This is a genomic window from Variovorax paradoxus, assembly GCF_009755665.1.
GTDB lineage: Bacteria > Pseudomonadota > Gammaproteobacteria > Burkholderiales > Burkholderiaceae_C > Variovorax > Variovorax paradoxus_G.
In genome coordinates this window covers 1,473,055-1,498,177 of the sequence record NZ_CP046622.1, presented here as the reverse complement: position 1 = coordinate 1,498,177, position 25,123 = coordinate 1,473,055, and the positions used below count along the sequence as shown (strand labels likewise).

Here is a 25,123-nt window from a genome sequence, read left to right as displayed (position 1 = left end):
CTCAGCAGTTGCTGCGCTTGATGCCCGCCAGGTTCTGGCAGGGGCGCTGACCCGGGGGTGGGCCCGGGTCCTGTGGGCGCGGGGGCCGCGGGCGGATGACCGGACGGCCGCCGTCGTAGTACGGGTCGGGGCCCCAGCTGTACACCGGCGGCGGCTCGGGGGCCACGCGCGGTTCTTCGACGTTGCGGGGAATGATGGCGGGGCCCTGCGGCACATTGCTGACAGGGGGCTGCGGCAACGCCGCGGTCGGCGGCGGCGTGTAGGCCGGGCGGCGCGCTTCTTCCGGCGAAGCAGGCGGTACCACCGACAGCGGCTCTGAAATGGGCACCTGGCGCGAGAGCTTGGTTCCCGGGGGGCACTGGCCCTGCGTGTAGACGATGCCGCCGCTGGCGTCGGTGCAGCGAACCACGTCCGCGGCATGCGCGGCCATGCCCATGGCCGCGGCAGCAAAGACCGAGATGAAAAGAACCGTTGTGTGCATCATGCGACCCTCGTTGTTCGCTGCCGGAGTCTTGCAGCGTTTCCCCTTGGCTGCATTCTGGCCCGAACTCGGGACTTGCGGCGGCACCCGTGCAGCCTTCAAGGCAAGACGCGCAGGCGCGCCGGGCCCTGCTCCATGCGGCCGACTACCGCGGCATCGGCGAAGCCCTCGCTCCGAAACACCTGCAGTACGGCGTCGACCGAATCGGCGGCGCAGCTCACGAGCAGGCCGCCCGAGGTCTGCGGGTCGCTCAGCAGTGCCTGGGCGGTGGCGGGGAGGCTGTCGGCAAGCTCGACGTCCGCGCCGTAGCCGGCCCAGTTGCGGCCGGAGGCACCGGTCACGAAACCGTCCGCCGCCATGGCGGCCACGCCGTCCAGCAGCGGCACGCGGGGCCAGTCGATGGTGGCCGTGAGCCTGGCGCCGCGTGCGAGCTCCAGCGCATGGCCGGCCAGTCCAAAGCCCGTGACGTCGGTGAGCGCATGCACACCCGGCATCGTCGCCAGCGCAATGCCCGGCGTGTTGAGCCGCGTGGTGTTCTCGATGAGCTGCCGGTAGCCCGCGAGCGAGAGCTTTTCTTTCTTGAGCGCGGCCGAGAGCACGCCCACGCCCAGTGGCTTGCCCAGCACCAGCACGTCCCCCGCGCGCGCCTCGGCGTTGCGCTTGACGTGGGCCGGGTCGACCAGGCCCATCACCACGAGCCCGTAGATCGGCTCGACCGAATCGATGGTATGGCCGCCCGCAATCGGAATGCCGGCCGCGCGGCACACGTCCTGCCCGCCGCGCACGATGTCGCCGATCACCTCCACCGGCAACTGGTTGACGGGCATTGCCACCAGCGCCAGCGCCATGATCGGCTTGCCGCCCATCGCGTAGACGTCGCTGATGGCATTGGTGGCGGCAATGCGGCCGAACTCGTAGGGGTCGTCCACGATGGGCATGAAGAAGTCGGTGGTCGCGATCAGCGCCTGCTTGTCGTTCAGGCGATACACGGCCGCGTCGTCGGCGGTTTCGATGCCCACCATCAGCTCGGGCGGAATGAGGCCGCCGCCGCTGTTCTTCAGAATTTCAGACAGCACGCCGGGCGCGATCTTGCAGCCGCATCCACCGCCGTGCGAAAAGCTGGTGAGCCGCAACGGGGCCAGCGGGTTGAGGGGTGAAATCGTCGGCGTATCGGTCATGGCGCAATCCGTATCAGGGCAGTCGCCCATTATCGAAGCCGCGCGCAAACGGCGCCCGAACGCGGGTTTCTACAATCGAGGGTTGTCCCTTCCTCCCTGCGCGATGCCGCGCCATTCCATGAAAAACCTCCTTCGCATTGCTCTCGCGCTCTCGCTGTCTGCCTTCGCCCTGGGTGCTTCCGCACAAGGCAAGGTGCTGCGCGTCTCCGCCATTCCCGACGAGGCGCCCACCGAATTGCAGCGCAAGTTCACGCCGCTGGGCGACTACCTGAAGAAGGAAACCGGCATGGAGGTGCAGTTCACGCCCGTGACCGACTACGCCGCGGTGGTCGAAGGCCTGGCCACGAACAAGATCGACCTGGCCTGGCTCGGCGGATTTACCTTTGTGCAGGCCCGCATTCGCACCAACGGCGGCGCGATGCCGATCGTGCAGCGCGCGGAAGACGAGGTGTTCACCAGCAAGTTCATCGTGCCGGTCGAAAGCACCGCCAAGACGCTGGCCGACCTGAAGGGCAAGACCTTCGCGTTCGGCGCACCCTCCTCCACCTCGGGCAGCCTGATGCCGCGCTACTTCCTCATGCAGGCCGGCATCGACCCTGAAAAGGACTTCAAGACGGTCGCGTTTTCCGGCGCGCACGACGCCACCGTGGCCTTCGTCGCCGCCTCGCGCGCCGAAGCCGGCGTGCTGAACGCGTCGGTGTGGGAGAAGCTAGTCGAGAGCAAGAACCCGAACGCCGCCAAGGTGCGCGTGCTGGCCACCACGCCCACCTACTACGACTACAACTGGACCGTGCGCCCGGGCCTCGACCCGGCGCTGACGAAGAAGCTCACCGAGGCCTTCCTGAAGCTGGACCCGGCCAATCCCGCCATGAAGGAAATCATGAACCTGCAGCGCGCGAGCAAGTTCGTCGCCACCAAGTCGTCGAACTACGACGGCATCGAGGCTGCCGCCAAGTCGGCCGGCCTGGTCAAGTGATGTCGTTGCGGCGCGCCAGCGGAGCCGTCGCGTGAGTTTCTCGCTCGACCGGGTCGGGCTGGTTCACCCGAACGGCCATCGCGCGCTGCAAGGCGTGTCGCTCGCGGCGCGCGGCGGCGAGCGGGTGGCCGTCATCGGGCCTTCCGGCGCGGGCAAGACCACGCTGCTGCGCGTGCTCGGCGCCGCGCTGCGGCCCGGCGAAGGCACGGTGCAGCTGCTCGGCGAATCGCCTTGGAGCCTGGCGGCGCCCGCATTGCGCAACTTGCGCGCACGCATCGGCACCGTGCACCAGAGCCCGCCAATCGCGCCGCGCCTGCGCGTGGTCACCGCCGTGCTCTCGGGGCGGCTGGGGCAATGGAGCGCGATGCGCGCACTGGCCTCGCTGCTGCGCCCGTCAGACCTTGCAGGGGCGCACGAGGTGCTCTCGCGCCTCTCGCTCGAAGACCGGTTGTTCGACCGCTGCGACCGCCTCTCCGGCGGCCAGCTGCAGCGCGTGGGCATTGCGCGCGTGCTCTATCAGCGGCCCGCGCTGCTGCTGGCCGACGAGCCGGTATCCGCGCTCGACCCGACGCTGGCCGATGCAGCGTTGCAGCAGCTGGCGGCGCAAAGCGAAGCGACCGGCGCCACTCTGGTGGCTTCGCTGCATGCGGTCGACCTGGCGCTGCGCTGGTTTCCGCGCATCGTGGGCATGCGCGGCGGGCAGGTAGTTTTCGACGAGCCCGTCGGCAACGTGACCGAGGCGATGCTCGCGGCGCTTTATGCGAGCGAAGGCGGGTTGCCGATGCAGGCACCGGAACGGCCTATCGGCATCGCACCGGGCCCATTCGCTTCGGGCGCCGAGAACTCCATCGAACGCCCGGATTGCCTGTGAGCACCGTGCAGCCATTGCCCCCACGTATAGCGCCCGCATTGCGCGACCCGTTGGCGCGCCGCCGCCTGGTGTGGCTGCTGGCCGCGCTCGTCATCGCATGGCCGATGCTGCAGCTGTCGGGCTTTGCGCCGTCCGCGCTGTTCGCGCCCGGCAACCTGCAGGTGATCGGCGGTTTCCTGGCCGGCTTTCTGCCGCCAGAAACCGCACCGGATTTTCTGGCGATGCTGGCCAAGGCCACGCTGGAGACGCTGGCCATGGCCACAGCCGGCACAGCGCTGGCATTCGTCATTGGCGCGCCGCTGGCCTTCGTCACCACACGCGCGCTCTCGATCTCGCGCATCGGCCCCGGACCGGGCCGCACGCAAGCCGGCATGGTGCGGCAAGCCGGGCGCTCGGTGCTGATGGTGCTGCGCGCCGTGCCCGAGATCGTCTGGGCGCTGGTCTTCGTGCGCGCGCTCGGCCTGGGCCCTGCAGCAGGCGTGCTGGCGCTGGCCATCACCTATGGCGGCATGCTCGGCAAGGTGTACGCCGAGGTACTCGAATCGACCGACACGCGCCCCGCCCGCGCTTTGCTGGAAAGCGGCAGCGGGCGCTTTGCAGCATTGGTGTACGGCCTGTTGCCCAACTCCGCGCAGGAGCTCATTTCGTACACCGTGTACCGCTGGGAATGCGCCGTCAGGGCCTCGGTGGTGATGGGCTTCGTGGGCGCGGGCGGCCTGGGCCAGCTCATGGACCAGTCGATGAAGATGCTCAACGGCGGCGAGGCCAGCAGCATCCTGCTGGTGTTCCTGGTGCTGGTGCTGCTCGCCGATGCGCTGAGCAATGCGTTGCGAAGGTTGCTGGCATGAACGGGCATGTCGACTTGGCCAGGCCGCCTCGCTGCATCCGCTGCTGGGCGGCCTCGGCGATGGTGCTCGCGGGCGTGGTGGCCAGCTTTGGGTATCTGGCCATCGACTACCGGGCGCTGTTCACGGCGGAGTCGATCGGCTTCATGGGCAAGTTCATCGCCGAGTTTTTTCCTCCCGATTTTTCAAGTGCCTTCCTTGCCAAGACCGCGTGGGGCGCACTGCAGACGCTCGCCGTGTCGGCGCTGGGCACATTGCTGGCCGCCGCAGGTGCCGCCGCGCTCGCATTGCCGGCCTCGGGCAGGTCGGGCCTGCTGGTACGGCAGGGCTGCCGTTTTGTCCTCAACTTTCTGCGCAGCGTGCCCGAACTGGTGTGGGCCGCGCTCATGGTGCTGGCCGCCGGCATCGGGCCTTTCGCCGGAGCCTTGGCGCTCGCGCTGCACACCACCGGCGTGCTGGGCCGGCTGTTTGCCGAAAGCCTGGAGAACGCGCCGCGCGAACCCGAGCAGGCACTGGCCCTCAGCGGTGCCGGCGCGGCGGCGGCCTTCGCCTACGGCAGCCTTCCGCTCGTGCTGCCGCAATGGGTGGCCTATGCGCTGTATCGTTGGGAAATGAACATCCGGATGGCCGCGGTGCTTGGTTTTGTCGGCGGCGGCGGCCTGGGCCAGCTTCTCTACTTTCACTTGTCGATCTTTCAACAGCAGCAGGCCATGACCGTATTGATTGCAATGTTCGTCCTGGTGGCCCTTGTCGACCTGGCAAGCGGCCGGCTGCGGCGCAACCTGGGGCATGCCCATGCGTGACCAAGACAACCCGCGCCACCAGCCCACGCGCGTGGCAGACCTGCACCGGTTCGACACCGTCATCGATGCGCGTTCGCCTTCCGAGTTTGCGCTCGACCACATTCCCGGCGCGATCAACTGCCCGGTGCTCGACGACGAAGAGCGCCGCATCGTCGGCACCATCTACAAGCAGACCGGCGCCTTTGAAGCGCGGCGCGTGGGCGGCGCCATGGTGGCCGCCAACCTCGCGCGGCACCTTCGCGAGCGCTTTGGCGAGCAACCCGCCAACTGGCGGCCGCTCGTGTACTGCTGGCGCGGGGGGCTGCGCAGCGGCTCGATGGTGGCCTGGCTGCGCCTGGTCGGCTGGGACGCGCAGCAGCTTGCCGGCGGCTACAAGAGCTTTCGCCACCATGTGCTGGCGCAAATCGAGGCCACGGTGCCGAAGCTTCGGCTCCAGGTGATCTGCGGTGCCACGGGCAGCGCCAAGACGCGCGTGCTGCAGGCACTGGCCGCGCGCGGCGAGCAGGTGCTCGACCTCGAACATTACGCCAGCCACAAGGGCTCGCTGCTGGGCGCCCTGCCCGGCGTGCCGCAGCCGTCGCAAAAGCAGTTCGAAACGCGCATTGCCACCTGCTTCGGTGCGCTCGACCTCTCTCGCACGCTGTATGTGGAAGGCGAGAGCGCCCGCATCGGCCGGCTCTCGGTTCCCATTCCCCTGGTCGCGCACATGCGCGCCGCGGCATGCATCGAAATTCAAGCTAGTGCAGCCGCACGGCTCGACTACCTGCTGCGCGACTACGCCTACCTGGGCGACGACCGCGCGGCACTCGCGGAACAGCTTGGCAGGCTGAAGGAAATGCAGGGCAAGGCGGTGGTGCAGCGCTGGCAGGAGTGGGCGATGGCGGGCGACCTGCCGCAGCTTTTTGCGGAACTGATGGCACTTCACTACGATCCGCACTACGAACGCTCGCAGGCGCGCCACTTCGAAAAGTGGCCGCTGCGCCAGCAGGTGGCGGCACCCGACCTGACGGACCAAGGCATCGAAGCCGTGGCGGACGCCATCCTGCGCTTGAACGCGGCCGGGTGACCGGCCGAAAACAGAGGAGGCACGCTCCATGACACTCGAATGGCGCCATTCGCTCGAAGACATCGACTGGGAAGAACTCTCCCGGCTCTACCAGGCCGCACCGCTCGGCAACAAGCAGCCGGGCGGCCTGAAGCTCGTGTTCTCCAACAGCATGTTCAAGTGCTTCGTGTACGACGACGGCCGCCTGGTCGGGGCCGGGCGTGCAGTGGCCGACGGGCTCGACTGCTCCTACATCTGCGACGTGGCCGTGCACCCTACGCATCAGGGCACCGGCCTGGGCAAGCAGCTCGTCTCGCGGCTCATGGATCTTTCGAAGGGGCACCGCAAGATCATTCTTTATGCGGTGGCCGGCAAGGAGCCCTTCTACGAAAAGTTCGGCTTCAGGCGCATGAAGACCGCCATGGCCGTTTTCGAGAACCAGGCGCAGGCCGCGGAGCGCGGGCTGATCGAATGAACACGCGTTTCGTCTCGCGCGCATGACCCACTCCGTCGTTCCCACCGAAGAACGCCACTTCGAAAGCCTGCACAAGGCGCTCGACGCCGTGGCGCGCGAACAGAAGTACCTCGCGCTCACGCAAGCGCCGCCGCTGGAGCAGTCGCTTGCCTTCTACCGGAATGTGCTGTCCACGGGCTTCCCTCATTTCGTTGCCGTCGATGGCACCGGCAAGGTCGTGGGCTGGTGCGACGTGTCGCCGGTGTTCGGCCATTCGCGCGCGCACATCGGGCTCCTGGGCATCGCGCTGCTGCCCGAGGCACGCGGCCAGGGACTCGGCGCGCAACTGCTGCAGGCCGCCATCGACAGGTCGTGGGCACGCGGACTCACGCGCATTCAGCTGACGGTTCGCGCGGACAACCTGAATGCGAAGACGCTGTACGAGCGCTTCGGCTTCGAACACGAAGGTCTCGTGCGCCGCGCCAGCCTGATCGACGGCGTGTACCACGACGCGCACGCCATGGCGCTGCTTCGCTAGACTGGCGGGCGCATCCACTGCCGAATACCGCCGAATGGAGTTCGCCCATGTGCAGAAGCATCAAGACCCTCTACAACTTCGAGCCTCCCGCCACCGAGCAGGAGATCCGCGCCGCGGCGCTGCAGTTCGTGCGCAAGCTCAGCGGCTTCAGCGTGCCGTCCAAGGCCAACCAGGAGGCCTTCGAACGCGCGGTCGACGAAGTGGCTGCAACGGCCGGGCGCCTGATCGATTCGCTGGTTACCACCGCCGAGCCACGCGACCGGGCCATCGAGGCGGAGCGCGCCAGGGCCAGGTCGGCCGCGCGCTTCGGAACCTGAACGCAACAACACCCCTGGAGACTTTTCATGCCCGTTGAACTCTGGCTCGCCTTCGTGGCGGCATCGGCCGTACTGCTGATCATTCCCGGCCCGACAATCCTCACGGTGATCAGCTATTCGATGTCGCATGGCCGGCGCGCCAATGTGCCGTTGGTGGCGGCCGTGGCGCTGGGCGATTCGACGGCGCTGGTGGTTTCGCTGCTCGGCCTGGGCGCGCTGCTGGCCGCTTCGGCGTTCTGGTTCACGGTGGTGAAGTGGGCAGGCGGCCTGTACCTGCTCTACCTCGGCATCAAGCTGCTGCGCGCGGGCATCACGTCGTCCGAGGTCGCGGCGCCTGCCGCACCCGATTCGCGCTGGCGGCTGTTTGCCAACACCTACCTGGTAACGGCGCTGAACCCCAAGGGCATTGTGTTCTTCGTGGCGTTCCTGCCGCAGTTCCTGAGCCCCGCGGCCGACATGACACGCCAGCTGTGGGTGCTGGCGGTCACCTTCGTGGCCATGGCGGCGCTCAATGCCACGCTCTACGCGGTGTTTGCGGGATCGGCCCGCAAGCTGCTTTCGTCGCCGCGCGCGCAGCGGCGCTTCAATCTTGTGGGCGGTTCGCTGCTGAGCGCGGCGGGCGTGTGGGCGCTGCTTGCGCGCCGGCCCGCCTGACGCTCGCGGCCGGCCAGGATCAACGGCTGGGGTTGTTGGGCCTGCGGTCGTAGCGGTTGGGCACGCCGTCGCCATCGCGGTCGCGGTCATACCGGTTGGGCACGCCGTCGCGGTCGCGGTCGCCCCCGTAGTATTGGCCGCGCGGCGGCGGCGGACGGTCATAGGGCGCAACCACGCAGCCGGCCAGAACAGCCGATGCGGCGAGCAGAACAGCCAATGTCTTCTTCATGATTTCTCCTTGGAGTTTTGAAACGCGGCCTGCCTCCGCAAGCCGACGTCCGCATTGAAGGCCACCTCCGTCTCGGCTGCGTATCCCGAATGACGCTCGGGCGTGAAGTTCGTTACCGGATGTGGAACCGTGCTGCGAACTTTGGCGGTAATTGCTGAGCGAGGGAGGCGGCGGCACGCCCGAGTCGGAGTAGGTGCAGTTCCCGTGGGCGCATCGCCGAGAATGGCGCGGCTTCGCCATCGATTTGCCCTCCTCCAGTTCACGCCCTCCATGAATCGCCCGTCACTTACCGCCAGCCATCTTGCCGCTGCATTGATCGCGGCGAGCTGCATGCAGCCGACCCTGGCGTTTGCCGCCGGTGCGGTGAGCTTCGACGAGGTGAAGCGCGGGTTCCGCTCGTCGGACACCGCGGTGCTCGACCGCAGCGGCGAACTGCTGCAGCGCGTGCGCACCGATGCCACGGTGCGGCGCGGCCAATGGATTGCGCTGTCCGATGTATCGCCGGCGCTGCGCATGGCCATGGTGCTGAGCGAGGACAGGCGCTTCTACGAGCACAGCGGCATCGACTGGCGTGCGGTGTCGTCGGCGGCATGGGCCAACCTGTGGAACACCCGCACGCGCGGCGCCTCGACCATCACGATGCAGCTCTCGGGCCTGCTCGACGAAGACCTGCGCCGCGCCAACAGCGGGCGCACCTTCACGCAGAAGATCGGCCAGACCGTGGCGGCCACTCAGTTGGAGCGCAACTGGCGCAAGGACCAGATCCTGGAGGCCTACCTCAACACCGTGCCGTTCCGCGGCGAGATCGTGGGCATCGACGCGCTTTCGCGCACGCTGTTCGGCAAGGCGCCGAGCGGGCTGGACGCGCGCGAGGCCGCCGTGGCCGCGGCGCTGGTGCGCGCGCCCAACGCCAAGCCCGCGCAGGTGGCGCAACGCGCGTGCGAGGTCATGCGCGCAATGGAGCCCGGCCAGAAGATCGACTGCGATGCGCTCGATATGTTCACCAGCGCGGCGGTGCACCGGCGGGCGTTCGATGCGAACGAAGGCATTGCGCCGCATGCGGCGCGGCGCGTGCTGAAGGAGTTGGGCGAGGCCGAAGCCACCGCAAAGCCCACGGCGCCCGCGCGGCAAGCCGGCGCCAGGGAAGCCGCCGTGCGCACCACCTTGCGCGCGCCGCTGCAGCGCTTTGCGCTCGACGCGCTGCAGCGCCACCTGAAGGAACTGCGCGGCCGCCATGTGGAAGACGGCGCGCTGGTGGTGCTCGACAACGCGAACGGCGAAGTCCTCGCGTGGGTCGGTTCGTCGGGCCCGCTGAGCCAGGCGGCCGAGGTCGATGCGGTCACCGCGCTGCGCCAGCCGGGCTCCACGCTCAAGCCGCTGCTCTATGCCCAGGCCATTGCCGAACGGCGGCTCACCGCGGCATCGCTGATCGACGATTCGTCGGCGCAGATCAACACCGCCAGCGGCCTCTACATTCCGCAGAACTACGACCGCCAGTTCAAAGGACCGGTGTCGGCGCGCACGGCGGTTGCCGCATCGCTCAACGTGCCCGCCGTGCGCACGCTGGTGATGGTGTCGCCCGAATCGTTCGCACGGCAACTGCGCGCGGCCGGACTGCCGCTGCGCGAAAGCGGCGACTATTACGGCTACAGCCTCGCGCTCGGCAGCGCCGAGGTGTCGCTGCTGTCGCTCACCAATGCCTATCGCATGCTGGCCAATGGCGGGCGCTACGGGACCACCACGCTCACCGCGCGCATGCCCGCGCCGCCGCCGGCCTCGTCTGCCAAGCCCAAGGCCGCCGACAGCGCATCCACCGCCGCCGCGCCCATGCTCGACCCGGCCGCGGCCTTCATCGTCGGCGACATCCTGTCCGACGCGAACGCACGCACGCGCACCTTCGGGCTAGACAGCATTCTTTCCACGCGCTTCTGGACCGCGGTGAAAACCGGCACCAGCAAGGACATGCGCGACAACTGGGCCGTGGGTTGGTCGCAGCGCTACACGGTGGGCGTGTGGGTCGGCAATGCGAGCGGCGCGTCGATGTGGGACGTGAGCGGCACCAGCGGCGCGGCCCCGGTGTGGGCCGAGGTGATGCGCTTTTTGCACGCACGCGAGCCGAGCCGCGCGCCCAGGCCGCCCGCCGGCCTGGTCGAAGCGCGCGTGGCTTTCGGACCCGGTGCCGACGGCAACCCGCTGGAAGCCGCGCGCAGCGAGTGGTTCCTGCAAGGCACGGAGCAGCCGCTCTTTGCGCTCGACACCGCCGCGGGCACGCCGGCGGCAAACACCGCGGCGGCGCGCATCATCGCGCCGGTCGACGGCACCATCATCGCGCTCGATCCGGACATTCCGCCCCTGCACCAGCGCGTGCGCTTCGAGTCCGAAGGCCGCGGCGTGCAATGGCGCATCGACGGCAAATACTTTGCGCGCGGCAACAGCGCGCAATGGCTGCCCTGGCCGGGGCGCCACGTGATCGAACTCGTCGACGCGACGGGCAAGGTGGTCGACCAGCGCAGGCTCGAAGTGCGCGGTGCGGGCGTGGTCGCGAAAAGCGCCCGCCGATGAAGGCAGTCATCTGCGGCGTGCGGACTCTGCGGCTCTGGTGGTGGTTGAGCCTGCATGTGGCTGCGTTGCTCGCGTGGCCCTTGCCGGCGCAAGCCAAACCTGTGCCGGTTCCACCAATGCAGTCGCGCGTGGTCGATCTGACGAACACGCTGAAGCCATCCCAAGCCGAGGCTTTGCGGCAGCAGATTGCATCCATCGAGAACGAAACCCAGGCGCAGCTTGCGGTACTGATCGTGCCGACCACCGGGGAAGATTCGATCGAGCAGTACGCCACGCGTGTCTTCGCCGCCTGGAAGCTGGGCCGCGAGCAAGAAGACGACGGCGTGCTGCTGCTGGTGGCGCTGAAGGACCGCCGCATGCGCATCGAGGTGGGCACGGGTCTGGAAGGCGCGATCACCGACATACAGGCCGCCCGCGTCATCGACGAGCAGATGGTGCCGGCCTTTCGCAAGGGCGAGTTCGCGGAGGGCATCGAGGCGACGCTGCAAGTGCTGTCGCAGCGGGCCGGCGCGCAGCCCTCCATGATGGTCGCCGAGTCGGAAACGCCGGAGGACGAAGAGCAGACCCTGCAGGCGCAGGAAGAGCCGGAAGAAAGCGGCCCCACCGGTAGGGGCCGGGTGACGCCTGCGGGCTGGGCCGTCTTCGGCGTGTTGCTCTGGAGTGTTGGCGTCGGCGTCTGGCACGGCCGGCGGTCCGGCAAGCCGAAGCGCAGGCGCGCGGCCGCCCCGGCCCCGGATACGTTCTTGCGCGCTCATTCCCACTGGAAGTTGTCGTTCGGCATGCTCGTGGCCGCTGCGCTGGCGGCCGCCGTCATCCTGCGCGAACCCGCGATGCTCTTCATGCTTGCGACGATGCCCGCCCCGCTCGGCTTCGCGCTGGGAATGGCCTGCGCCCGCTCGCGTACCGCGCGGCGCGTCACCGCCGCCGCGGTGCTGCTGATCGTGCTGCTCGTCGTGGCGGCCCGCAGGGTGGGAGCGGATGTGCTGCTGCAGGGCGCCATGCATCTGTTCGCCGCCGCGATCGGCCTTGCGTTCGCCTCGGGCGTGGCATTCGGCATGCGCAATGCCTGGCGTACGAGCGTGGCCAGCTTCGGGTTGCGCCTTCTCTTCGTGCTGGGCGCCATGGCCGTGTTGGGCGTGACGGCCTTCCGGGAGATTGCGGCCGACACGGTGTGGATGCCGCTCACGCTGGTGGCCGTCGTGACATCGGCCTTTGCCTTTCTTCCGCTCGCCTTCGGCAATGGGAACGGCGCGGGCCGCGTTCGCTACAGTTCGAGCGACAGGGGGTGGAGCGGCAGCTCCTCCAGCAGCTCTTCTTCCTCATCGTCGTCTTCGTCATCTTCATCGGGCGGCGGCGGCTCCAGCAGCGGCGGCGGGGCATCCGGCAGCTGGTAGCTGCAATCCCCTGCTTGCGACTGCGGCATTGAAGCCGGCCGACAATTCATCCAATGATTCAATGAATAGGCCTTTCTGACTCATATGCTGGCCCAAGCACCCCGAACTTCCCTTGCCGACAGCGCCGCCAACAGCATTCGCGCCGAGATCTCGGCCGGCCGCTGGGCCGTCGGTTCGCGCATTCCCGTCGAGCCGCAGCTCGCCCTGCTTCTGGGCGTGAGCCGCGGCACCGTGCGCGAAGCCGTGAAAACACTGGTCTCGCGCGGGCTGCTCGAGGTGCGGCAGGGCTCCGGCACCTATGTGCGCTCCGGCTTCGATCCGTCGGCCAACTTGCAGAAGATGCGGCGCGCGAGCCTGCGCGACCAGTTCGAGGTGCGCCGCGCACTCGAGGTAGAAGCCGCCCGGCTTGCCGCCGTGCGCCACACAGCCAAGGACCTGCGCAACCTCAGGGCCCTGCTCGAGCGGCGTGGCTTGCCGGATGCAAGCGACGGCGGTGCAAGCTTCATCCAGCGCGACCTGGATTTCCACCTGGCCATCGTCGACGTTTCGGGCAACCTGGCGCTGGCTGAAACCTGCCGCTTCATCACCGGCTACATCAAGGACACCATCGCCAGCTCCATGGGCACCAGCCTGCCCGAACCCGACCAGGCGGCACACGCGTCCATCGTCGAAGCCATTGCCAGCCGCGACCCCGACCGCGCCGCGGAAGCGGTTCGCGCTTTCATGGCGCCCATGATCGACGCACTGTCGAAAGCCGAGCCATGAAGGGCATTCAATGAGCGCAGTGCCTTTTTCCACCAACCGGGCCGCCGGTGAACTGCTGATCGACGCCGAGGCGGACAGCATGCCCGCGCCGCACCCCACGCCGGCGCCGAGCCTGGCCCGCCGCATCCTGCTGGGTGCAAGCGTGGTGCTGATTGCATTCAACCTGCGGCCGGTGTTTGCCAGCCTCTCGGTGATGCTGCCCGAAATCATGGCAGCCACGGGCCTTTCTGCCACCGCCGCGAGCCTGCTGACCACCTTGCCGATCGTCTGCCTAGGCGCGTTCGCACCGCTGGCGCCGGGCCTGGGCCGGCGTTTCGGCACCGAGCGCACGCTGCTCGGCTGCATGGTGCTCATTCTGATTGGCACCGCGCTGCGCGGCACCGGCAACATCCCGCTGCTGTTCCTGGCATCGGCCATTGCGGGCAGCGGCATCGCGGTGTCGAACGTGCTGCTCTCGGGCCTGGTGAAGCGCGATTTCGCCGGACAGGCGGCGCTGATGATGGGCCTCTACACCATGGCGGTGTGCGGCGGCGCGGCCAGCGCCGCGGGGCTCACAGTGCCGCTCGAACATGCATTGGGCGGCGGCTGGACCTCCGCGCTGGCCATGTGGGCGCTGCCGGCCCTGCTGGTCACGCTGATCTGGGCGCCGCAGGCCCTGCCGCTGAAGCCGGTGGCAAGCGAATCGGGCTTTACCGTGCGCGGACTCTGGCGCGACCGCCTGGCCTGGCAAGTCACGTTCTTCATGGGTTTGCAGTCGGCCCTCGCGTACATCGTGATGGGCTGGCTCGCGCCCATCTTGCGCGAGCGCGGGTTGGGCGGCGAAACCGCGGGCTACGTGGTGTCGCTCGCCGTGATGACGCAGGTGGTGACCTGCCTCGTCGTTCCCGCGGTGGCGGTCAAGCTGCGCAACCAGCGCGGCCTTGCCGTGGGGCTGGCCATGCTCACCCTGGCCGCGATGCTGGCGATGCTGTTCGCGCCGCTCTCGGGCGTGTGGTTCTGGGCCGTGCTGCTGGGCATTGCGCAAGGCGGCACTTTTGCCCTCGCGCTCACGTTCATGGTGCTGCGCTCGCCCGATTCGCACGTGGCGGCGCACCTCTCGGGCATGGCGCAGGGCGTGGGCTACATGGTGGCCGCGTGCGGCCCGCTGCTTGCCGGCCTACTGCATGGCTGGACCGGGAGCTTCCGCGCATCGTCGTGGCTCTTCATCGGGCTGGGCATTGCGCTGGTGATTGCAGGCCTTGGCGCGGGGCGCACGATGCTTGTGGGCGCGGTGACGGTTCCCCGGCGCTGAGGTAACCCCTCCGCGTCAGTTGCGAACGAGCGGGCCGGCAGCTACTGCGGTCCGCCACAGAAGCTCACCCTTTCGGTGGTCTTGGCGGTGAAGTGAAGGCGAGTGGTGGTGGTGCCGCTTGCGGGCGTGTTCGCGGGCCATTCGCTCTGCAGCCACGTGTATTGCCACGTGTAGGGTCCGCCCGGCTTGCCAGCTGGTTCGTAGGCGATGCGAAGACTGCCGTTGCTCTCGTCGTGGCAATGCTTCGAGCTCTTGTATTCCTTTTCGCTGAAGCAGGCGCGGATCATCTTCGAGCAGGAAAAAGGAATGCCTTCGTGCACGGCCCGGGTGTCGTCGAGCGGCACGAAGTCCGCCTTGCTGAACGATGCGCCACCGCCCGAGTACATCTCGGACACAGTCTGCAGCACGGCCATGGCCCATTGCCCTTCAGCCAGCGGATAGAGTGCCGGCGCAAGCGAAAGGCGCGTGTCGGACAGGCCCGTTGCGGCGTCTTTCTTCATGCCGGCCACATAGCCGGTGAAGTCGTGCAGGCGCTCGAGCTGCCAGGTCTTCGCGTCCTTGTCGCGCGTGATGCGCGCCATGGCCAGCGGCTCGGCCGAGAGCACTGCAAAGCTGTTTGCCGCGGCGCCTCGCAGCCGGTACAAGCCCAGCGCATGCGGATCGCAAGGCTGCGGCAGCAACGCGCACAGGCGGGCGCGCCAATCGGGATCGACCGACTGCGGCTTCTTGACGGCATCGAGCACCTGCGCCGAGGGGGCGGCGAACACCTGGCCCGCCGACGCGGCAAGCACCATGGCGGCAGTGCAAAAAGCAGGCAGCTTGTTCATGCCGGAATGGTAGCCAGAGGATTCGAAAGATGCTGCTACCAAATGCGCCGACATGCCAATGTTGTAGCCTTCGCCCCGTGGCCGCCCGGCCTCGACAACGGAGCGACGAATGGCTGACAAGATCCTGGTTTTCTACGGTTCCTACAGGTCGGACCGCATGGGCATTCGCCTGGCCGATTACCTGGTGGCGGGCCTCGGCGCCCGAGGTGCCGATGCCGAACTGATCGACGCGCAGGCGGTGGGCCTGCCCATGCTCGACCGCATGTACAAGGAGTACCCCGAGGGCACCGCGCCCGCCCCCATGGAAGCGCTGGCGCAGAAGATCCGCGGCGCGGACGCCTTCGTCTTCGTGACGGGCGAATACAACTGGGGCCCGCAGCCCGGCCTGAAGAACCTGACCGACCACTTTCTCGAAGAATGGTTCTGGCGGCCCGCTGCGGTTGCCAGCTATTCGGCGGGCCGGTTTTCCGGCGTGCGCTCGGGCACCGTGTGGCATTCGATCCTCTCGGAAATGGGCATGGTCGTCGTCTCGAGCACGCTCGCCGTCGGGCCGATTTCGCAAACACTCGACGCGGACGGCAAGCCCACGGGCAGCGCGGGCGAATCTCTCCAGCGCTCGTTCGGCCGCTTTGCCGACGACCTGGCCTGGTGGACCGAAGCCGCGCGCGAGCAGCGGGCGCGCAAGGCGCCACCTTACTGAACGCCGTTCAGCCCTTGCCCAGCGAAGGACGCCCGAACAGGCTCGACGCGTTGCTGATCGGCCCGAGCTCGGCCGTTGCGGCCAGCAGCGCGGGCGCCAGCTCATGCATGCGCTCGCTGCCAAGGCGCGTGCGCGGCCCGGCAATGCTGATGACGCCGATCACTTCCTTGCGGCGGAACACCGGCGCCGCCATGGCGGCCATGCCGGGCGCGAAGACCTCGTCGATCATGGCGTAGCCGCGCACCCGCGCCGCATGCAGAAAACCCAGCAGCGCGCGAATGGTCGTCGGTGCCTTCGGGCCGTATTCCGCCGGCGTGCCGAAGCCCTGTCGCGAGACGAGCTCCAGCGCGCGCTCGTCGCTCAGTGTCATCAGCCAGGCGTGGCCGGACGACGTGCACGACAGGCGCGCATCCATGCCCATGTCGGGGTCGTAGCGCAGCCCCGCTTGCCGTGTGCCTTGCGACTTGGCCACCCAGGTGAGGCGGTCTTCGTCCACGATCGAAAGGCGCACCAGTTCGCCCGATGCCTGCGCGAGCCGCTCCAGCAGCGGCTCGGCAATGTTCACGATGCCGGCGCCGCTCAGGAAGCCGAGGCCCAGCGACACCACCTTGGTCGTCAGCACATAGTCGCCCTGCTTGCGCGTCTGGCGAACGTAGCCGCAGCGCTGCAGGTCGGCCAGCAAGCGGTGGCAGGCGCCGAGCGGAATGTCGAGCTCCGACGCGAGCAGCGTGAGCGGCAAGCCCTGCGGATGCCGTGCAAGGTGTTCCACCATCGAGAGGCCGCGGTCGAGTGAAATGCTCATATCCTGCATTATGAAAGCTGTTTCCAATCTGGAAAGTCTTTCGTCGCTGCGCCGAAGAATCGGCCGCATGAGTTCCATCGTCTACATCCTCAACGGCCCCAACCTCAACCTGCTGGGGGTGCGCGAGCCGCACCTGTACGGCAGCACCACGCTGGCGCAGGTGGAGCAGCTGTGCCGCCGCGTGACCGGCGAGCTGGGCCTGGACTGCGAGTTTCGCCAGACCAACCACGAAGGCGTGATGGTGGACTGGGTGCAAGAGGCCCGCGAGCGCGCCGCGGCCGTCGCCATCAATCCCGCGGGGTTGTCGTTCCGCTCCATTCCGCTGCTCGATGCGCTCAAGACGCTCGACCAGCCCATCGCCGAAGTGCACATCACCAACATCCACCGCCGCGATACGCTCTATCAGCATTCGCTGGTGTCGCTGGCGGCCACGGGCGTGATCTGCGGCTTTGGCCCGTTCGGCTACGAGCTGGCGATCCGGGCGCTGGCGCAGCGCCTGGCGGCTGCGCCAGCGGCCTGAGTTCCCCGAGTTCCCGCCTCATCATCACAACACGACAGGAGACCACCATGACCTTTTCCATCGATCGCCGCACGCTGCTGGGCGCAGGGGCCGCGCTGGCCGCAGGCGCAGTCTTGCCGGCCGGCGCGCAGGCGCAGCCCACGCTGCGGTTTGCCGCGGTGTTTTCGGACAAGGACATCCGCGCCGACATGATGAAGATGTTCGCCAAGGACATCGAGGCCGACTACAAGGTCGAGATGTTCCTGAACTCCACGCTGTTCCGCCAGGGCACCGAGCTCGTCGCCTTGCAGCGCGACAACCTGGAGATGGGCAACATCGCGCCGCAGGATATTTCCAAGCAGGTGCCGGCGTGGTCGCTGCTCACCTCGGCCTACCTGTTCCGCGACCCCGATCACCTCGGCAAGTTCTTCGCGAGCGACCTGGGCGCGCAGATGAAGAAGATGGTGGAAGACCAGCTGAAGGTGAAGATCCTCGGGCCGACCTTCTTCGGAACCCGCCACGTGGGCCTGAAGACGAAGAAGCGCATCGGCACGCCTGCCGACCTCGCAGGCGTGAAGCTGCGCATGCCGCCCGGCGACACCTGGCAGATGCTGGGCCGCTCGCTCGGCGCCAATCCCACGCCCATGGCCTACGCAGAGACCTACACCGGCCTGCAGACCGGCGCCATCGACGGGCAGGACAACCCGCTGCCCAATGTGCAGAACATGAAGTTCAACGAGGTGATGTCGCAGATCGTGCTGACCTCGCACCTGGTGGCCTTCGACCTGCTCACGGTGAACATGAAGACTTGGCAGGGCATGGCGCCCGCAAAGCAGCGCAGCTTTCAGGCCGCCGCGGACAAGGCCATTGCCTGGAGCACGGCCGAGCACCAGAAGCGCGAGGCCGAGCTCGCCGAGAGTTTCCGCAAGCAGGGGCTGGAGGTGTATGTGCCCAACATCAACGCCTTTCGCGAGTACGCGCAAAAGGCCTACCTCGCCTCCGACGACGCGAAGAACTGGCCGCCCGGCATGCTCGACAAGATCAACGCCATGAAGTAACCCGAAAGCCATGTTCGACCGCGCGCTTTCGTTGCTGCACCGCTTCGCCGAAGCGGTGGCCGCGCTTTTCCTGGGAGTGATCTTCGTCGCGTTCATCGTGCAGATCGCACTGCGCTACCTGTTCAACTGGCCGGTGGGCTGGACCTCCGAGGTTTCGCTGGCGGCGTGGCTGTGGCTGGTGCTCTGGGGCGCCGCCTTCGTGCTGAAGGACTCCGACGAAATCCGGATGGACTTCGTCGCCGCGAATGCCGGCCCGCGCATGCGCCGCGTCGTCGGCGCCATTGCGGCGCTGGGCGTGATCGTGCTGTTCGGCATGTCGCTGCCGGCCTCCTACGCCTACGTGAGCTTCATGAAGGTCGAGAAGAGCTCGTACCTGGGCATTCGCATGGACGTGATGTACGCCATCTACCTGGTCTTCGTCGTGGCGGTGATTGCCCGGAGCCTGCGCCAACTCGTTCGCGGGCCCGCGCCGCTGACGGACGAACCACCTTCTTCTTCCTCATCCGCATTGTGAATTTCACCAGTCCTTTTTCGCTGGCGCTCTACGTGATCGTGGCGCTCAGTCTCCTGGGCGTGCCCATCGGCCACGCAATGATCGGCGGCTCCGTTCTCTACCTGTACCTCAAGGGCATGGACATGGGCGCCGCCGCGGAGCAGTTGCTCAACGGCACCTACTCCAGCTTTCTGATGCTGGCGATTCCGCTCTTCATCCTGGCGGCCACGATCATGAGTTCGGGCAGCATCCTGGACCGGCTGCTGCGCTTCTGCAACGCCATCGTGGGCCGCTTTCCGGGCGGGCTGGCGCAGGTGAACGTGCTGCAGAGCATCGTGTTCGCCACCATGTCGGGCTCCGCGCTGGCCGACGCGGCCGGCTCGGGCAAGCTGATGCAGGAGATGATGACCAGGAACGGCAAGTACACGCCGGGCTTTGCCGCGGCATTGAGCGCGGTGTCGTCCGTGATCGGGCCGATCCTGCCGCCTTCCATTCCCCTGGTGCTGTATGCGCTGGTGTCCGGAACTTCGATCGGCTACCTGTTCATCGCCGGCCTGCTGCCGGGCCTGTTGCTGGGCGCCGTGCAGATGGGCCTGATCTACGTGCTGGCGCGCCGGCGCCGCTTTCCGGTCGAGCCGCGGGTGCCGCTGCGCGAAATGCCCCGCATCACCCGCGAGGCGCTGCCGGCGCTCATGCTGCCCGTCATTCTGCTGGGCTGCCTGTACAGCGGCGTGACCACGCCCACCGAGGCGGCAGGCCTTGCCGCCGCATACGCGCTGCTCATTTCGGCGGGGCTGTATCGCAGCATGCGCTGGGCCGACCTGTACCAGTCGCTGCTCTCCAGTGCGCGCATGAGCATCTCGATCGGGATGCTCATCGCGGGGGCGATGGTGTTCAACTACGTCATCACGTCCGAGAACATTCCCGCGACGCTCAGCACGGCAATGAAGGGGCTGGATCTTTCCCCGCTCGGCTTTCTGCTGCTGGTCAACGTTCTGCTGCTGGTGATGGGCGCGTTCCTCGAGGGCTCGACGATCATCCTGATCATGCTGCCAGTGCTGCTGCCGACCGCCACCGCGCTGGGCATCGACCCCGTGCACTTCGGCGTGATGGCGGTGCTGAACATCATGATCGGGCTGGTGACACCGCCCTATGGCCTGCTGCTGTTCATGATGGCGAAGATAGCGAACGTGTCCCTGATGGTGCTGATCCGCGAGACCTTTCCCTTTCTCATGGTCATGCTGGGCGCGCTGGCGCTGGTAACGGTGTGGCCGGACATGGTGTTGTTTCTGCCGAGGCTGGCGGGATATACGGGTTGAGCCAAGCCGCCCTCGGCCACGGATGGGCGCGCGTAAGAACGGACCTGAGTTCGCTCTCCTCCACTTCGGTCAGCTTGAGCACCAGGCTCCTGAACTCGGCCTGGTAGCAGGGCCGCATCAGCGCAGCCGTGAGCGCGTGGACGTCGTTGCCGCGTTCAAGGTACGCATTGCACAGCGCAATGCTTCGATGGATTTCGAGCGCCTGCGCGACTCGGCCGGGAGCCTGCTCGTCGCAGCTCACAAGGTCTTTGTTGTTGCTTCTCTTACGGGTCATCGCCGGTCCTTGTGGCGCACTTCGGATGGCGCCGCAAGACGACTCTATTCACTCGGGAGTGCAGCGGGGAGTAACAACATCGTCGTGAATCCGGCCCGCTGCAGTGCGAGCGTCATGCATCAAATTTCCTGCCGAGTTTTAGGTGACCCACGAATTGCATCAAGACACAGATGCTCTTCGTATGAACTTCGGCGAGGCAACGGGGATGAGCCGAGTCAAGTGCGAGCCGGCCAGCAACTGCGTTTGGACGAGATGCGTTCCGGCTCGAGGCGAGCGCGCAACGGTGCTGATTATCGCTACGCTTATGGATTGTGCACTTCGCTCGCACTCGAACTCGTGAAGTCGATCGGCGGAGCCGTGGGTGCCGTGGGAGGAAGGGCTGCAATCAGAACTAAAGCGATTCCGAAAGCCAAGACAGTGATGGCGGTTTTCAAGTTTCTTCTCTATCGATGACCGTGCAGGTCAGAGGCTGGAATCTTATGCATGCCGGACATTTCTTGGCATACGCCTCATTGCAAAATGCGCAGACCGGATGGAGATTTGGTCGCTTCGCACAACCGTGGCTGTGAAGTGTGGAGAATTCCACCGGGTCAGTTGTTGTCGAGCCACGTCGAGGCCCGGCCGGTCTCATCGACGTGCGAACCTTGTCGGGGCGCTGATCGACAAACAGCAGAAGACGATAAGGACGTGATCAGGCTGTCCCTCGTCGACTTGCTTGACCATCTAAACAGTTGCCGCTTTGGAATGAAGTCTGGCAATACCTCCGTCGCCTTGAGTGGCGCCAAACAGAAACATGACTCCCAGAATCACACAAGTCGCCCTAGCTCTTGTTTGCGCAGGTCTCCTGCAACCAGCGGTTGCGCAGGATTTTCGCAGCCGGTTTTCAACCCAGACAGCCTTATTGCTGGCGTTGCTGTCTCGCGATGGCATCTGTCCCCTGATGGGGCGCTTCGCAGGTATGTTCGATGAAAAGAAATCTCAAGGGATGAACTTGGCGGAGTTCCAGTCAAGACTCGATAAGGTGCCGGAGGATCTAATGCTGGATTTATCAAGGCAGTTGATCACTGTGGCTGCAGTGGACGTGTTCAGCCGTCCCGGCGTAACGGGGCCGGCAATTGCTGAAGAAGTGAGCCAAGTTTGTGCGGCCCAGCTTTCCGAGCAGCTCACTGCCAAGTTGGGCACGGAGATGCCAGACGAGGAGAGAGAGGCACTGCAGGCGGTCATGAGCGAGAACTACGTCCCCCTCGGGACTTCCCGGCGGCCGTAAATTCCGCTCTCTGCAGCAGCTGCTTCTGGCGCTCCGCGATGGCAAGGGCCTGGGCCCGATCGCCGTGGCGTGCGACAGAAAAATCCTTCCGGAGTGTCTGGCCGGAGGGGAGCACGGTCTTGGCGACCCAGACGCGCGGGTGGCCGTCCGGGCTCAATTTGCACGACACGCCAGCGATGCCGGTCGTGTTGTCCCGCCGCAAGACCTCGACACGATGGATGGCCGGCGGATTGGCCCGTACCTTGGCAGGCGGCGGGACCCTGCTGGGGTCCGCGGCTGGATGGAGGATCACATGCCCCGTCATCTGCGCGAGCTGCCGTTGGCGTTCCACGATTGCCAGCGCCTTGGCCTGGCGTCCATAGCGGCCCACGGCAAAACTCTTCTGCAGAATCTTCCCTGGTTCCAGCTGCGTTTTCGCGAGCCATCGCTCCACTGTGCCATCCGGCTTGTACAGACACACCACACCCGGCACGCCGGACTTGTTGTCATTGCGTGCCCGCTGTGCTTTCTCCTGTTTGAGCAGCGGAGGATGGGTGCGCAGCACCTCGTCGCGCCACGCCTGGGCTGCCCTCAAGGCCGCCTCGGGGCCGCCGTAGATGCTGAATGCGAAAGATTTGACCAGTCGCTCCCGGTCGCGAATGAGGGAGACAAGCCAACTGGCATCCAACCTGTCGATGCCATACATCAGGCTGGACTTGCGAGTCCATTTGCGCATGACCAGGCTCAGAAACTTGCGTTGAGATTGAACCCAAACGTGGTCCTGGCCGTGCGATACCCCTCGGGCTTGCGGATCGGCGCCCCCATGAAGAAGTCATAGCTCAGCTTGCTCCACTGCCCCCGCACGCCAATGACCGCGCCCGCGAGGCTGCGCCCCAGCCCATCCACCGTCGAGCGCCCGCCCACATGCCCGTAGTCGGCGCCGACATACAGTTCCGCCCCGCTCTGGCCTGACCCCGTGGGGATCGCCCACCCGATGTCGTTGCGGATCAGCCAGCCCCGCTCCCCCATCAGGCTCGTCTCGCCATCGAAGCCGCGCACCGTGTAGCGCCCGCCGATGGCGAACCGGTCCTGCGGCATCAGCGGCGTGCGGTTCCACTGCGCGCGGATCAGCCCCGAATAGCGCAGCTTCTGCGCCCCGAGTTTGAACGGCGCATTCAGGCTCACCTCGGCCGTGTACAGCTTCATGCGCGAAGTGCCTTCCAGCGGCTCGTCAGGGTGGTTGCGGTGGTAGATCTCCTGCGGCGAGGTCCGGGCGCCAAAGCCGCCCGTGCCGTGCTTGAGCGCCAGCGTTCCTTCCAGCGTGGCCTCGCCGATGAACTCCTTGTGGTTCAGGCCGAGCTCCCAGCCACCCACCACCCGGTGCTGCACATCGACCTCGGTGTCGTCCACGAAGTTGCGCGACTCGCGCCGGAAGCCCTTGAGCGCCAGCGTGGTCTTGCGGCTCTGGTCGCGGTACAGCAGGCGCGAGAGCTTGACTTCGGCGTTGTTGGTCTTGCCCGCGTAGACATAGTCCTGGTTCAGCCCCGCCACGCTCTGGTGGTACTGGCTGTTCGAGGCCGTGAACCCGAGCATCCAGTAACCGTACGGCAGCGAATAGTGCACCGTCTGGCCCTCGGTGCCGTAGCTCGGCTCCGAGAGAAAGTGGCTGTTGATGCTGTGGTTGGCGCTCAGGTAGAACAGGTCGTTCAGCCCGAAGGGGTTGTCCACCGACACCGTGGCGCCGGCCTGGTAGCGGCCCGTGGCCTTGGTGCCGCTGTCGTCCAGGCTCAGGGCCACGCGCCACTTCTTGGCCTGCACGTACTTGACCACCAGGTCGCTGTCGCCCGGCCGGGCGTTGGGTGCCGTCGAGGGCTCGATCTGGATGTCGGCCTCGGCCGTGGGGGCGCGCTTCAGGTTCTCCAGCCCCTGCTCGATGTCGCGCAGGTTCAAGAGAGCGCCCGGCCGGGCGGGAATGGCCGAACCCAGCAAGGCGCCGCTGCCCAGCAGCGTCGAGGAAGAATCCGGCGTCAGGCGGATGGCCGCGATGCGCCCGGGCACCAGCGACAGGGTCAGGGTGCCGGTGGAGAGATCCTGCGGCGCGGCCAGCACCCGGGTGGTGACGAAGCCGCGCGCGATGGCCGCCTGCTGGGCGCGGGCGAGCACCACGTTCACGCCTGCGGTGCCCAGGCAGTGGCCGAGCGGCGAATCGTTGCCGTCAGGACCGGACAAGTCGGAAACTGCCCATTGGAACAATTCGGCCTGCTCGCCCACCAGCAGCACGCGATCGATGCGGAAGCACGGGGCTTCGGATGCGGGAATGCGTGCCACCGGTGCGGGCGGGGCCGCCTGCAGGCGCTGGTCGACGGTGCGCTCGTTCTGCTCGCGCAGGGCGCGTTCGCGTTCCTGCTGGCGTTGTTGTTCGACGAAGGATTGGGGGGTGGTGGGCGTTTGCTGCGCGACCGCCCACAACGGAGAAGCAGTGAGAGCCACGGCCAGCGCCATGCGCGTGCGCCGAGGCACGACCGAGGAATGCACCATGGTGATCAGCGCCGGAATTCGACCGTGCGAACCGCCGACGGCTTGCCGGAGAAGCCGCTGACGGTGCCGTCGGCGCCGAAGAGCACATCGACCGGCTCGTCTTCCTGCACCGTCCAGTAGCGCCAGCTGCCGGCGTTCAGGTCCTTGGTGTCGTTGCGCGAGGGATAGCTCAGCGCCATCAGCACCTGGGGCCGGGTCATGCCGACCATGACCTTGGCGGAGTACACGGCCTTCTGCACCTCGGGACTCCAGCTGGCGAGTGTCAGCTTGGGATCGGCGGGCACCACGATCTGGCGCGCCCAGCGCAGCATGTCTTCCCTGCTGCGCGATGTGTCGTCGCGCAGCGAGACGTAGTCGCTGCCGATGGTGCCGTAGAGGTAGCGGTCCCGCTTCATGGTGTCGAGCACCGCGGGTTCGCCGAACGGCACGATGGGGCCGCCCAGCATGTTGGTGCTGGAGACCCAGCCGTAGTCGGGCCGCAGGTTGCAGCAGGTGTAGCCGGTGACGGGCTGCGAAAGGCGAGTGGCGCAACCGGCGAGCAACGTGCTAGTGGCGAGCACCAGCGCGAGAGGGATATTCCGAACGGAATGAATGTGTGACAGCTTCATTTTTCCCTTATTTCCGGTTGACTACCGAATTCATTTAATTTTCTGCAGGCAGAGAGCCAAAATCTTGCTTGTTGCGCCGAGTGAGCAAGACTCATGCACATCGGTGAAATGAGAATATTGCTGCTCTTAGCAGCCTCAAATCAACCAACCCCTTAATGCACAAATCATCAAAGCGTGATGACTCAAATGAAATAAGTTCAAGTCCTTCGATTGTGTCGCTCTCGATTTCTTTGACTTCGCACATTGCCGCAATCACGTCGCCATCCTTCTCCAGATTTACTGTGTATTTGGATTTTTCGGCATAATTAATTTTTCGCAATTTATACATCGACGTCGACCTCAAGGCTGCATATATT

28 protein-coding genes are annotated in these 25,123 nt (G+C 66.6%); 20 read left to right on the top strand and 8 right to left on the bottom strand.

Features of this window, described 5'->3' with window-relative positions:
• Position 1: 1 nt before the first annotated feature.
• Both GOQ09_RS06930 and selD read right to left on the bottom strand, forming a co-directional pair.
• The gene (locus tag GOQ09_RS06930; protein ID WP_157612769.1) at positions 2-484 is read right to left on the bottom strand and encodes a DUF4124 domain-containing protein; all 483 of its coding nucleotides are present in this window, start codon (positions 482-484) and stop codon (positions 2-4) included.
• 95 nt (positions 485-579) lie between these two features.
• Positions 580-1,659 (bottom strand): selenide, water dikinase SelD, encoded by a 1,080-nt coding sequence (selD, locus tag GOQ09_RS06925; protein WP_157612768.1) that lies wholly within the window; start codon positions 1,657-1,659, stop codon positions 580-582.
• Positions 1,660-1,777: 118 nt separating this feature from the next.
• Here selD and GOQ09_RS06920 point away from each other — a divergent pair, with 118 nt between their 5' ends.
• From GOQ09_RS06920 to GOQ09_RS06885, 9 genes are read left to right on the top strand one after another with little or no spacing between them, the layout of a single operon-like run.
• Positions 1,778-2,635: a putative selenate ABC transporter substrate-binding protein gene (locus GOQ09_RS06920; RefSeq protein ID WP_207309932.1), complete on the top strand. Its 858-nt coding sequence runs from the start codon at positions 1,778-1,780 to the stop codon at positions 2,633-2,635.
• Positions 2,636-2,666: 31 nt separating this feature from the next.
• Complete coding sequence (locus GOQ09_RS06915) at positions 2,667-3,506, top strand: phosphonate ABC transporter ATP-binding protein (protein ID WP_157612766.1); 840 nt, start codon at positions 2,667-2,669, stop codon at positions 3,504-3,506.
• 14 nt (positions 3,507-3,520) lie between these two features.
• Positions 3,521-4,354: a PhnE/PtxC family ABC transporter permease gene (locus GOQ09_RS26095; protein WP_242631024.1), complete on the top strand. Its 834-nt coding sequence runs from the start codon at positions 3,521-3,523 to the stop codon at positions 4,352-4,354.
• Entirely contained in the window at positions 4,351-5,154 is an 804-nt protein-coding gene (gene phnE, locus GOQ09_RS26090; protein ID WP_165442069.1) for a phosphonate ABC transporter, permease protein PhnE, read from the top strand. Before GOQ09_RS26095 ends, phnE begins: the two co-directional genes overlap by 4 nt.
• A complete protein-coding gene (mnmH, locus tag GOQ09_RS06905; RefSeq protein WP_157612765.1) occupies positions 5,147-6,220 on the top strand; it encodes a tRNA 2-selenouridine(34) synthase MnmH in 1,074 nt (357 codons plus the stop codon). The genes phnE and mnmH overlap by 8 nt, the downstream gene beginning before the upstream one ends.
• Positions 6,221-6,248: 28 nt before the next feature.
• Entirely contained in the window at positions 6,249-6,674 is a 426-nt protein-coding gene (locus GOQ09_RS06900; RefSeq protein WP_157612764.1) for a GNAT family N-acetyltransferase, read from the top strand.
• A gap of 22 nt (positions 6,675-6,696) precedes the next feature.
• Positions 6,697-7,191: a GNAT family N-acetyltransferase gene (locus GOQ09_RS06895; protein ID WP_157612763.1), complete on the top strand. Its 495-nt coding sequence runs from the start codon at positions 6,697-6,699 to the stop codon at positions 7,189-7,191.
• A 47-nt stretch (positions 7,192-7,238) separates the two neighbouring features.
• A complete protein-coding gene (locus GOQ09_RS06890) occupies positions 7,239-7,508 on the top strand; it encodes a DUF2277 domain-containing protein (RefSeq protein ID WP_157612762.1) in 270 nt (89 codons plus the stop codon).
• Positions 7,509-7,535: 27 nt separating this feature from the next.
• Positions 7,536-8,162 carry a LysE family translocator gene (locus tag GOQ09_RS06885; RefSeq protein WP_157612761.1) on the top strand — a complete coding sequence of 209 codons (627 nt, stop codon included), beginning with the start codon at positions 7,536-7,538 and terminating at the stop codon, positions 8,160-8,162.
• A 19-nt stretch (positions 8,163-8,181) separates the two neighbouring features.
• Here the strand turns inward: GOQ09_RS06885 and GOQ09_RS06880 are convergent, their stop codons facing one another.
• Positions 8,182-8,391, bottom strand: a complete 210-nt coding sequence (locus GOQ09_RS06880; RefSeq protein ID WP_157612760.1) for a thrombospondin type 3 repeat-containing protein — start codon at positions 8,389-8,391, stop codon at positions 8,182-8,184.
• Positions 8,392-8,661: 270 nt separating this feature from the next.
• On the opposite strand from GOQ09_RS06880, the gene pbpC reads away from it, so the two are divergent.
• The 4 genes from pbpC (at position 8,662) to GOQ09_RS06860 (ending at position 14,403) form a co-directional block, all read left to right on the top strand.
• Positions 8,662-10,953, top strand: a complete 2,292-nt coding sequence (pbpC, locus tag GOQ09_RS06875; RefSeq protein ID WP_157612759.1) for a penicillin-binding protein 1C — start codon at positions 8,662-8,664, stop codon at positions 10,951-10,953.
• On the top strand, positions 10,950-12,347 hold the full coding sequence (locus GOQ09_RS06870) for a TPM domain-containing protein (RefSeq protein ID WP_157612758.1): 1,398 nt from the start codon (positions 10,950-10,952) through the stop codon (positions 12,345-12,347). Before pbpC ends, GOQ09_RS06870 begins: the two co-directional genes overlap by 4 nt.
• Positions 12,348-12,431: 84 nt before the next feature.
• Positions 12,432-13,112, top strand: a complete 681-nt coding sequence (locus tag GOQ09_RS06865) for a FadR/GntR family transcriptional regulator (RefSeq protein WP_157612757.1) — start codon at positions 12,432-12,434, stop codon at positions 13,110-13,112.
• A 10-nt stretch (positions 13,113-13,122) separates the two neighbouring features.
• Positions 13,123-14,403, top strand: a complete 1,281-nt coding sequence (locus tag GOQ09_RS06860; protein ID WP_157612756.1) for a CynX/NimT family MFS transporter — start codon at positions 13,123-13,125, stop codon at positions 14,401-14,403.
• Between the two features lie 41 nt (positions 14,404-14,444).
• Here the strand turns inward: GOQ09_RS06860 and GOQ09_RS06855 are convergent, their stop codons facing one another.
• On the bottom strand, positions 14,445-15,230 hold the full coding sequence (locus tag GOQ09_RS06855) for a hypothetical protein (protein ID WP_157612755.1): 786 nt from the start codon (positions 15,228-15,230) through the stop codon (positions 14,445-14,447).
• Between the two features lie 109 nt (positions 15,231-15,339).
• Here GOQ09_RS06855 and GOQ09_RS06850 point away from each other — a divergent pair, with 109 nt between their 5' ends.
• Entirely contained in the window at positions 15,340-15,930 is a 591-nt protein-coding gene (locus GOQ09_RS06850; RefSeq protein ID WP_157612754.1) for an NADPH-dependent FMN reductase, read from the top strand.
• Between the two features lie 7 nt (positions 15,931-15,937).
• Here the strand turns inward: GOQ09_RS06850 and GOQ09_RS06845 are convergent, their stop codons facing one another.
• Positions 15,938-16,732, bottom strand: a complete 795-nt coding sequence (locus tag GOQ09_RS06845) for an IclR family transcriptional regulator (protein WP_157612753.1) — start codon at positions 16,730-16,732, stop codon at positions 15,938-15,940.
• Positions 16,733-16,799: 67 nt separating this feature from the next.
• Here GOQ09_RS06845 and GOQ09_RS06840 point away from each other — a divergent pair, with 67 nt between their 5' ends.
• From GOQ09_RS06840 to GOQ09_RS06815, 6 genes are all read left to right on the top strand, one after another.
• Positions 16,800-17,252: a type II 3-dehydroquinate dehydratase gene (locus GOQ09_RS06840; RefSeq protein WP_157612752.1), complete on the top strand. Its 453-nt coding sequence runs from the start codon at positions 16,800-16,802 to the stop codon at positions 17,250-17,252.
• 47 nt (positions 17,253-17,299) lie between these two features.
• A complete protein-coding gene (gene dctP / locus GOQ09_RS06835; RefSeq protein ID WP_157612751.1) occupies positions 17,300-18,289 on the top strand; it encodes a TRAP transporter substrate-binding protein DctP in 990 nt (329 codons plus the stop codon).
• A gap of 10 nt (positions 18,290-18,299) precedes the next feature.
• Positions 18,300-18,803 (top strand): TRAP transporter small permease, encoded by a 504-nt coding sequence (locus tag GOQ09_RS06830; protein ID WP_157612750.1) that lies wholly within the window; start codon positions 18,300-18,302, stop codon positions 18,801-18,803.
• Positions 18,800-20,101: a TRAP transporter large permease gene (locus tag GOQ09_RS06825; protein WP_157612749.1), complete on the top strand. Its 1,302-nt coding sequence runs from the start codon at positions 18,800-18,802 to the stop codon at positions 20,099-20,101. Before GOQ09_RS06830 ends, GOQ09_RS06825 begins: the two co-directional genes overlap by 4 nt.
• 22 nt (positions 20,102-20,123) lie before the next feature.
• Positions 20,124-20,828, top strand: coding sequence for a hypothetical protein (locus GOQ09_RS06820; RefSeq protein ID WP_157612748.1), 705 nt, complete (start codon positions 20,124-20,126; stop codon positions 20,826-20,828).
• Positions 20,829-21,168: 340 nt separating this feature from the next.
• Positions 21,169-21,642: a hypothetical protein gene (locus GOQ09_RS06815; RefSeq protein WP_157612747.1), complete on the top strand. Its 474-nt coding sequence runs from the start codon at positions 21,169-21,171 to the stop codon at positions 21,640-21,642.
• Here GOQ09_RS06815 and GOQ09_RS06810 read toward each other — a convergent pair.
• The 3 genes from GOQ09_RS06810 to GOQ09_RS06800 are packed head-to-tail and all read right to left on the bottom strand — an operon-like array spanning position 21,596 to position 24,719.
• Positions 21,596-22,357: an AP2 domain-containing protein gene (locus GOQ09_RS06810; protein ID WP_157612746.1), complete on the bottom strand. Its 762-nt coding sequence runs from the start codon at positions 22,355-22,357 to the stop codon at positions 21,596-21,598. The genes GOQ09_RS06815 and GOQ09_RS06810 overlap by 47 nt on opposite strands.
• 8 nt (positions 22,358-22,365) lie before the next feature.
• The gene (locus tag GOQ09_RS06805) at positions 22,366-24,123 is read right to left on the bottom strand and encodes a ShlB/FhaC/HecB family hemolysin secretion/activation protein (protein WP_157616611.1); all 1,758 of its coding nucleotides are present in this window, start codon (positions 24,121-24,123) and stop codon (positions 22,366-22,368) included.
• Between the two features lie 41 nt (positions 24,124-24,164).
• On the bottom strand, positions 24,165-24,719 hold the full coding sequence (locus GOQ09_RS06800; protein WP_157612745.1) for a hypothetical protein: 555 nt from the start codon (positions 24,717-24,719) through the stop codon (positions 24,165-24,167).
• Positions 24,720-25,123 lie beyond the last annotated feature (404 nt).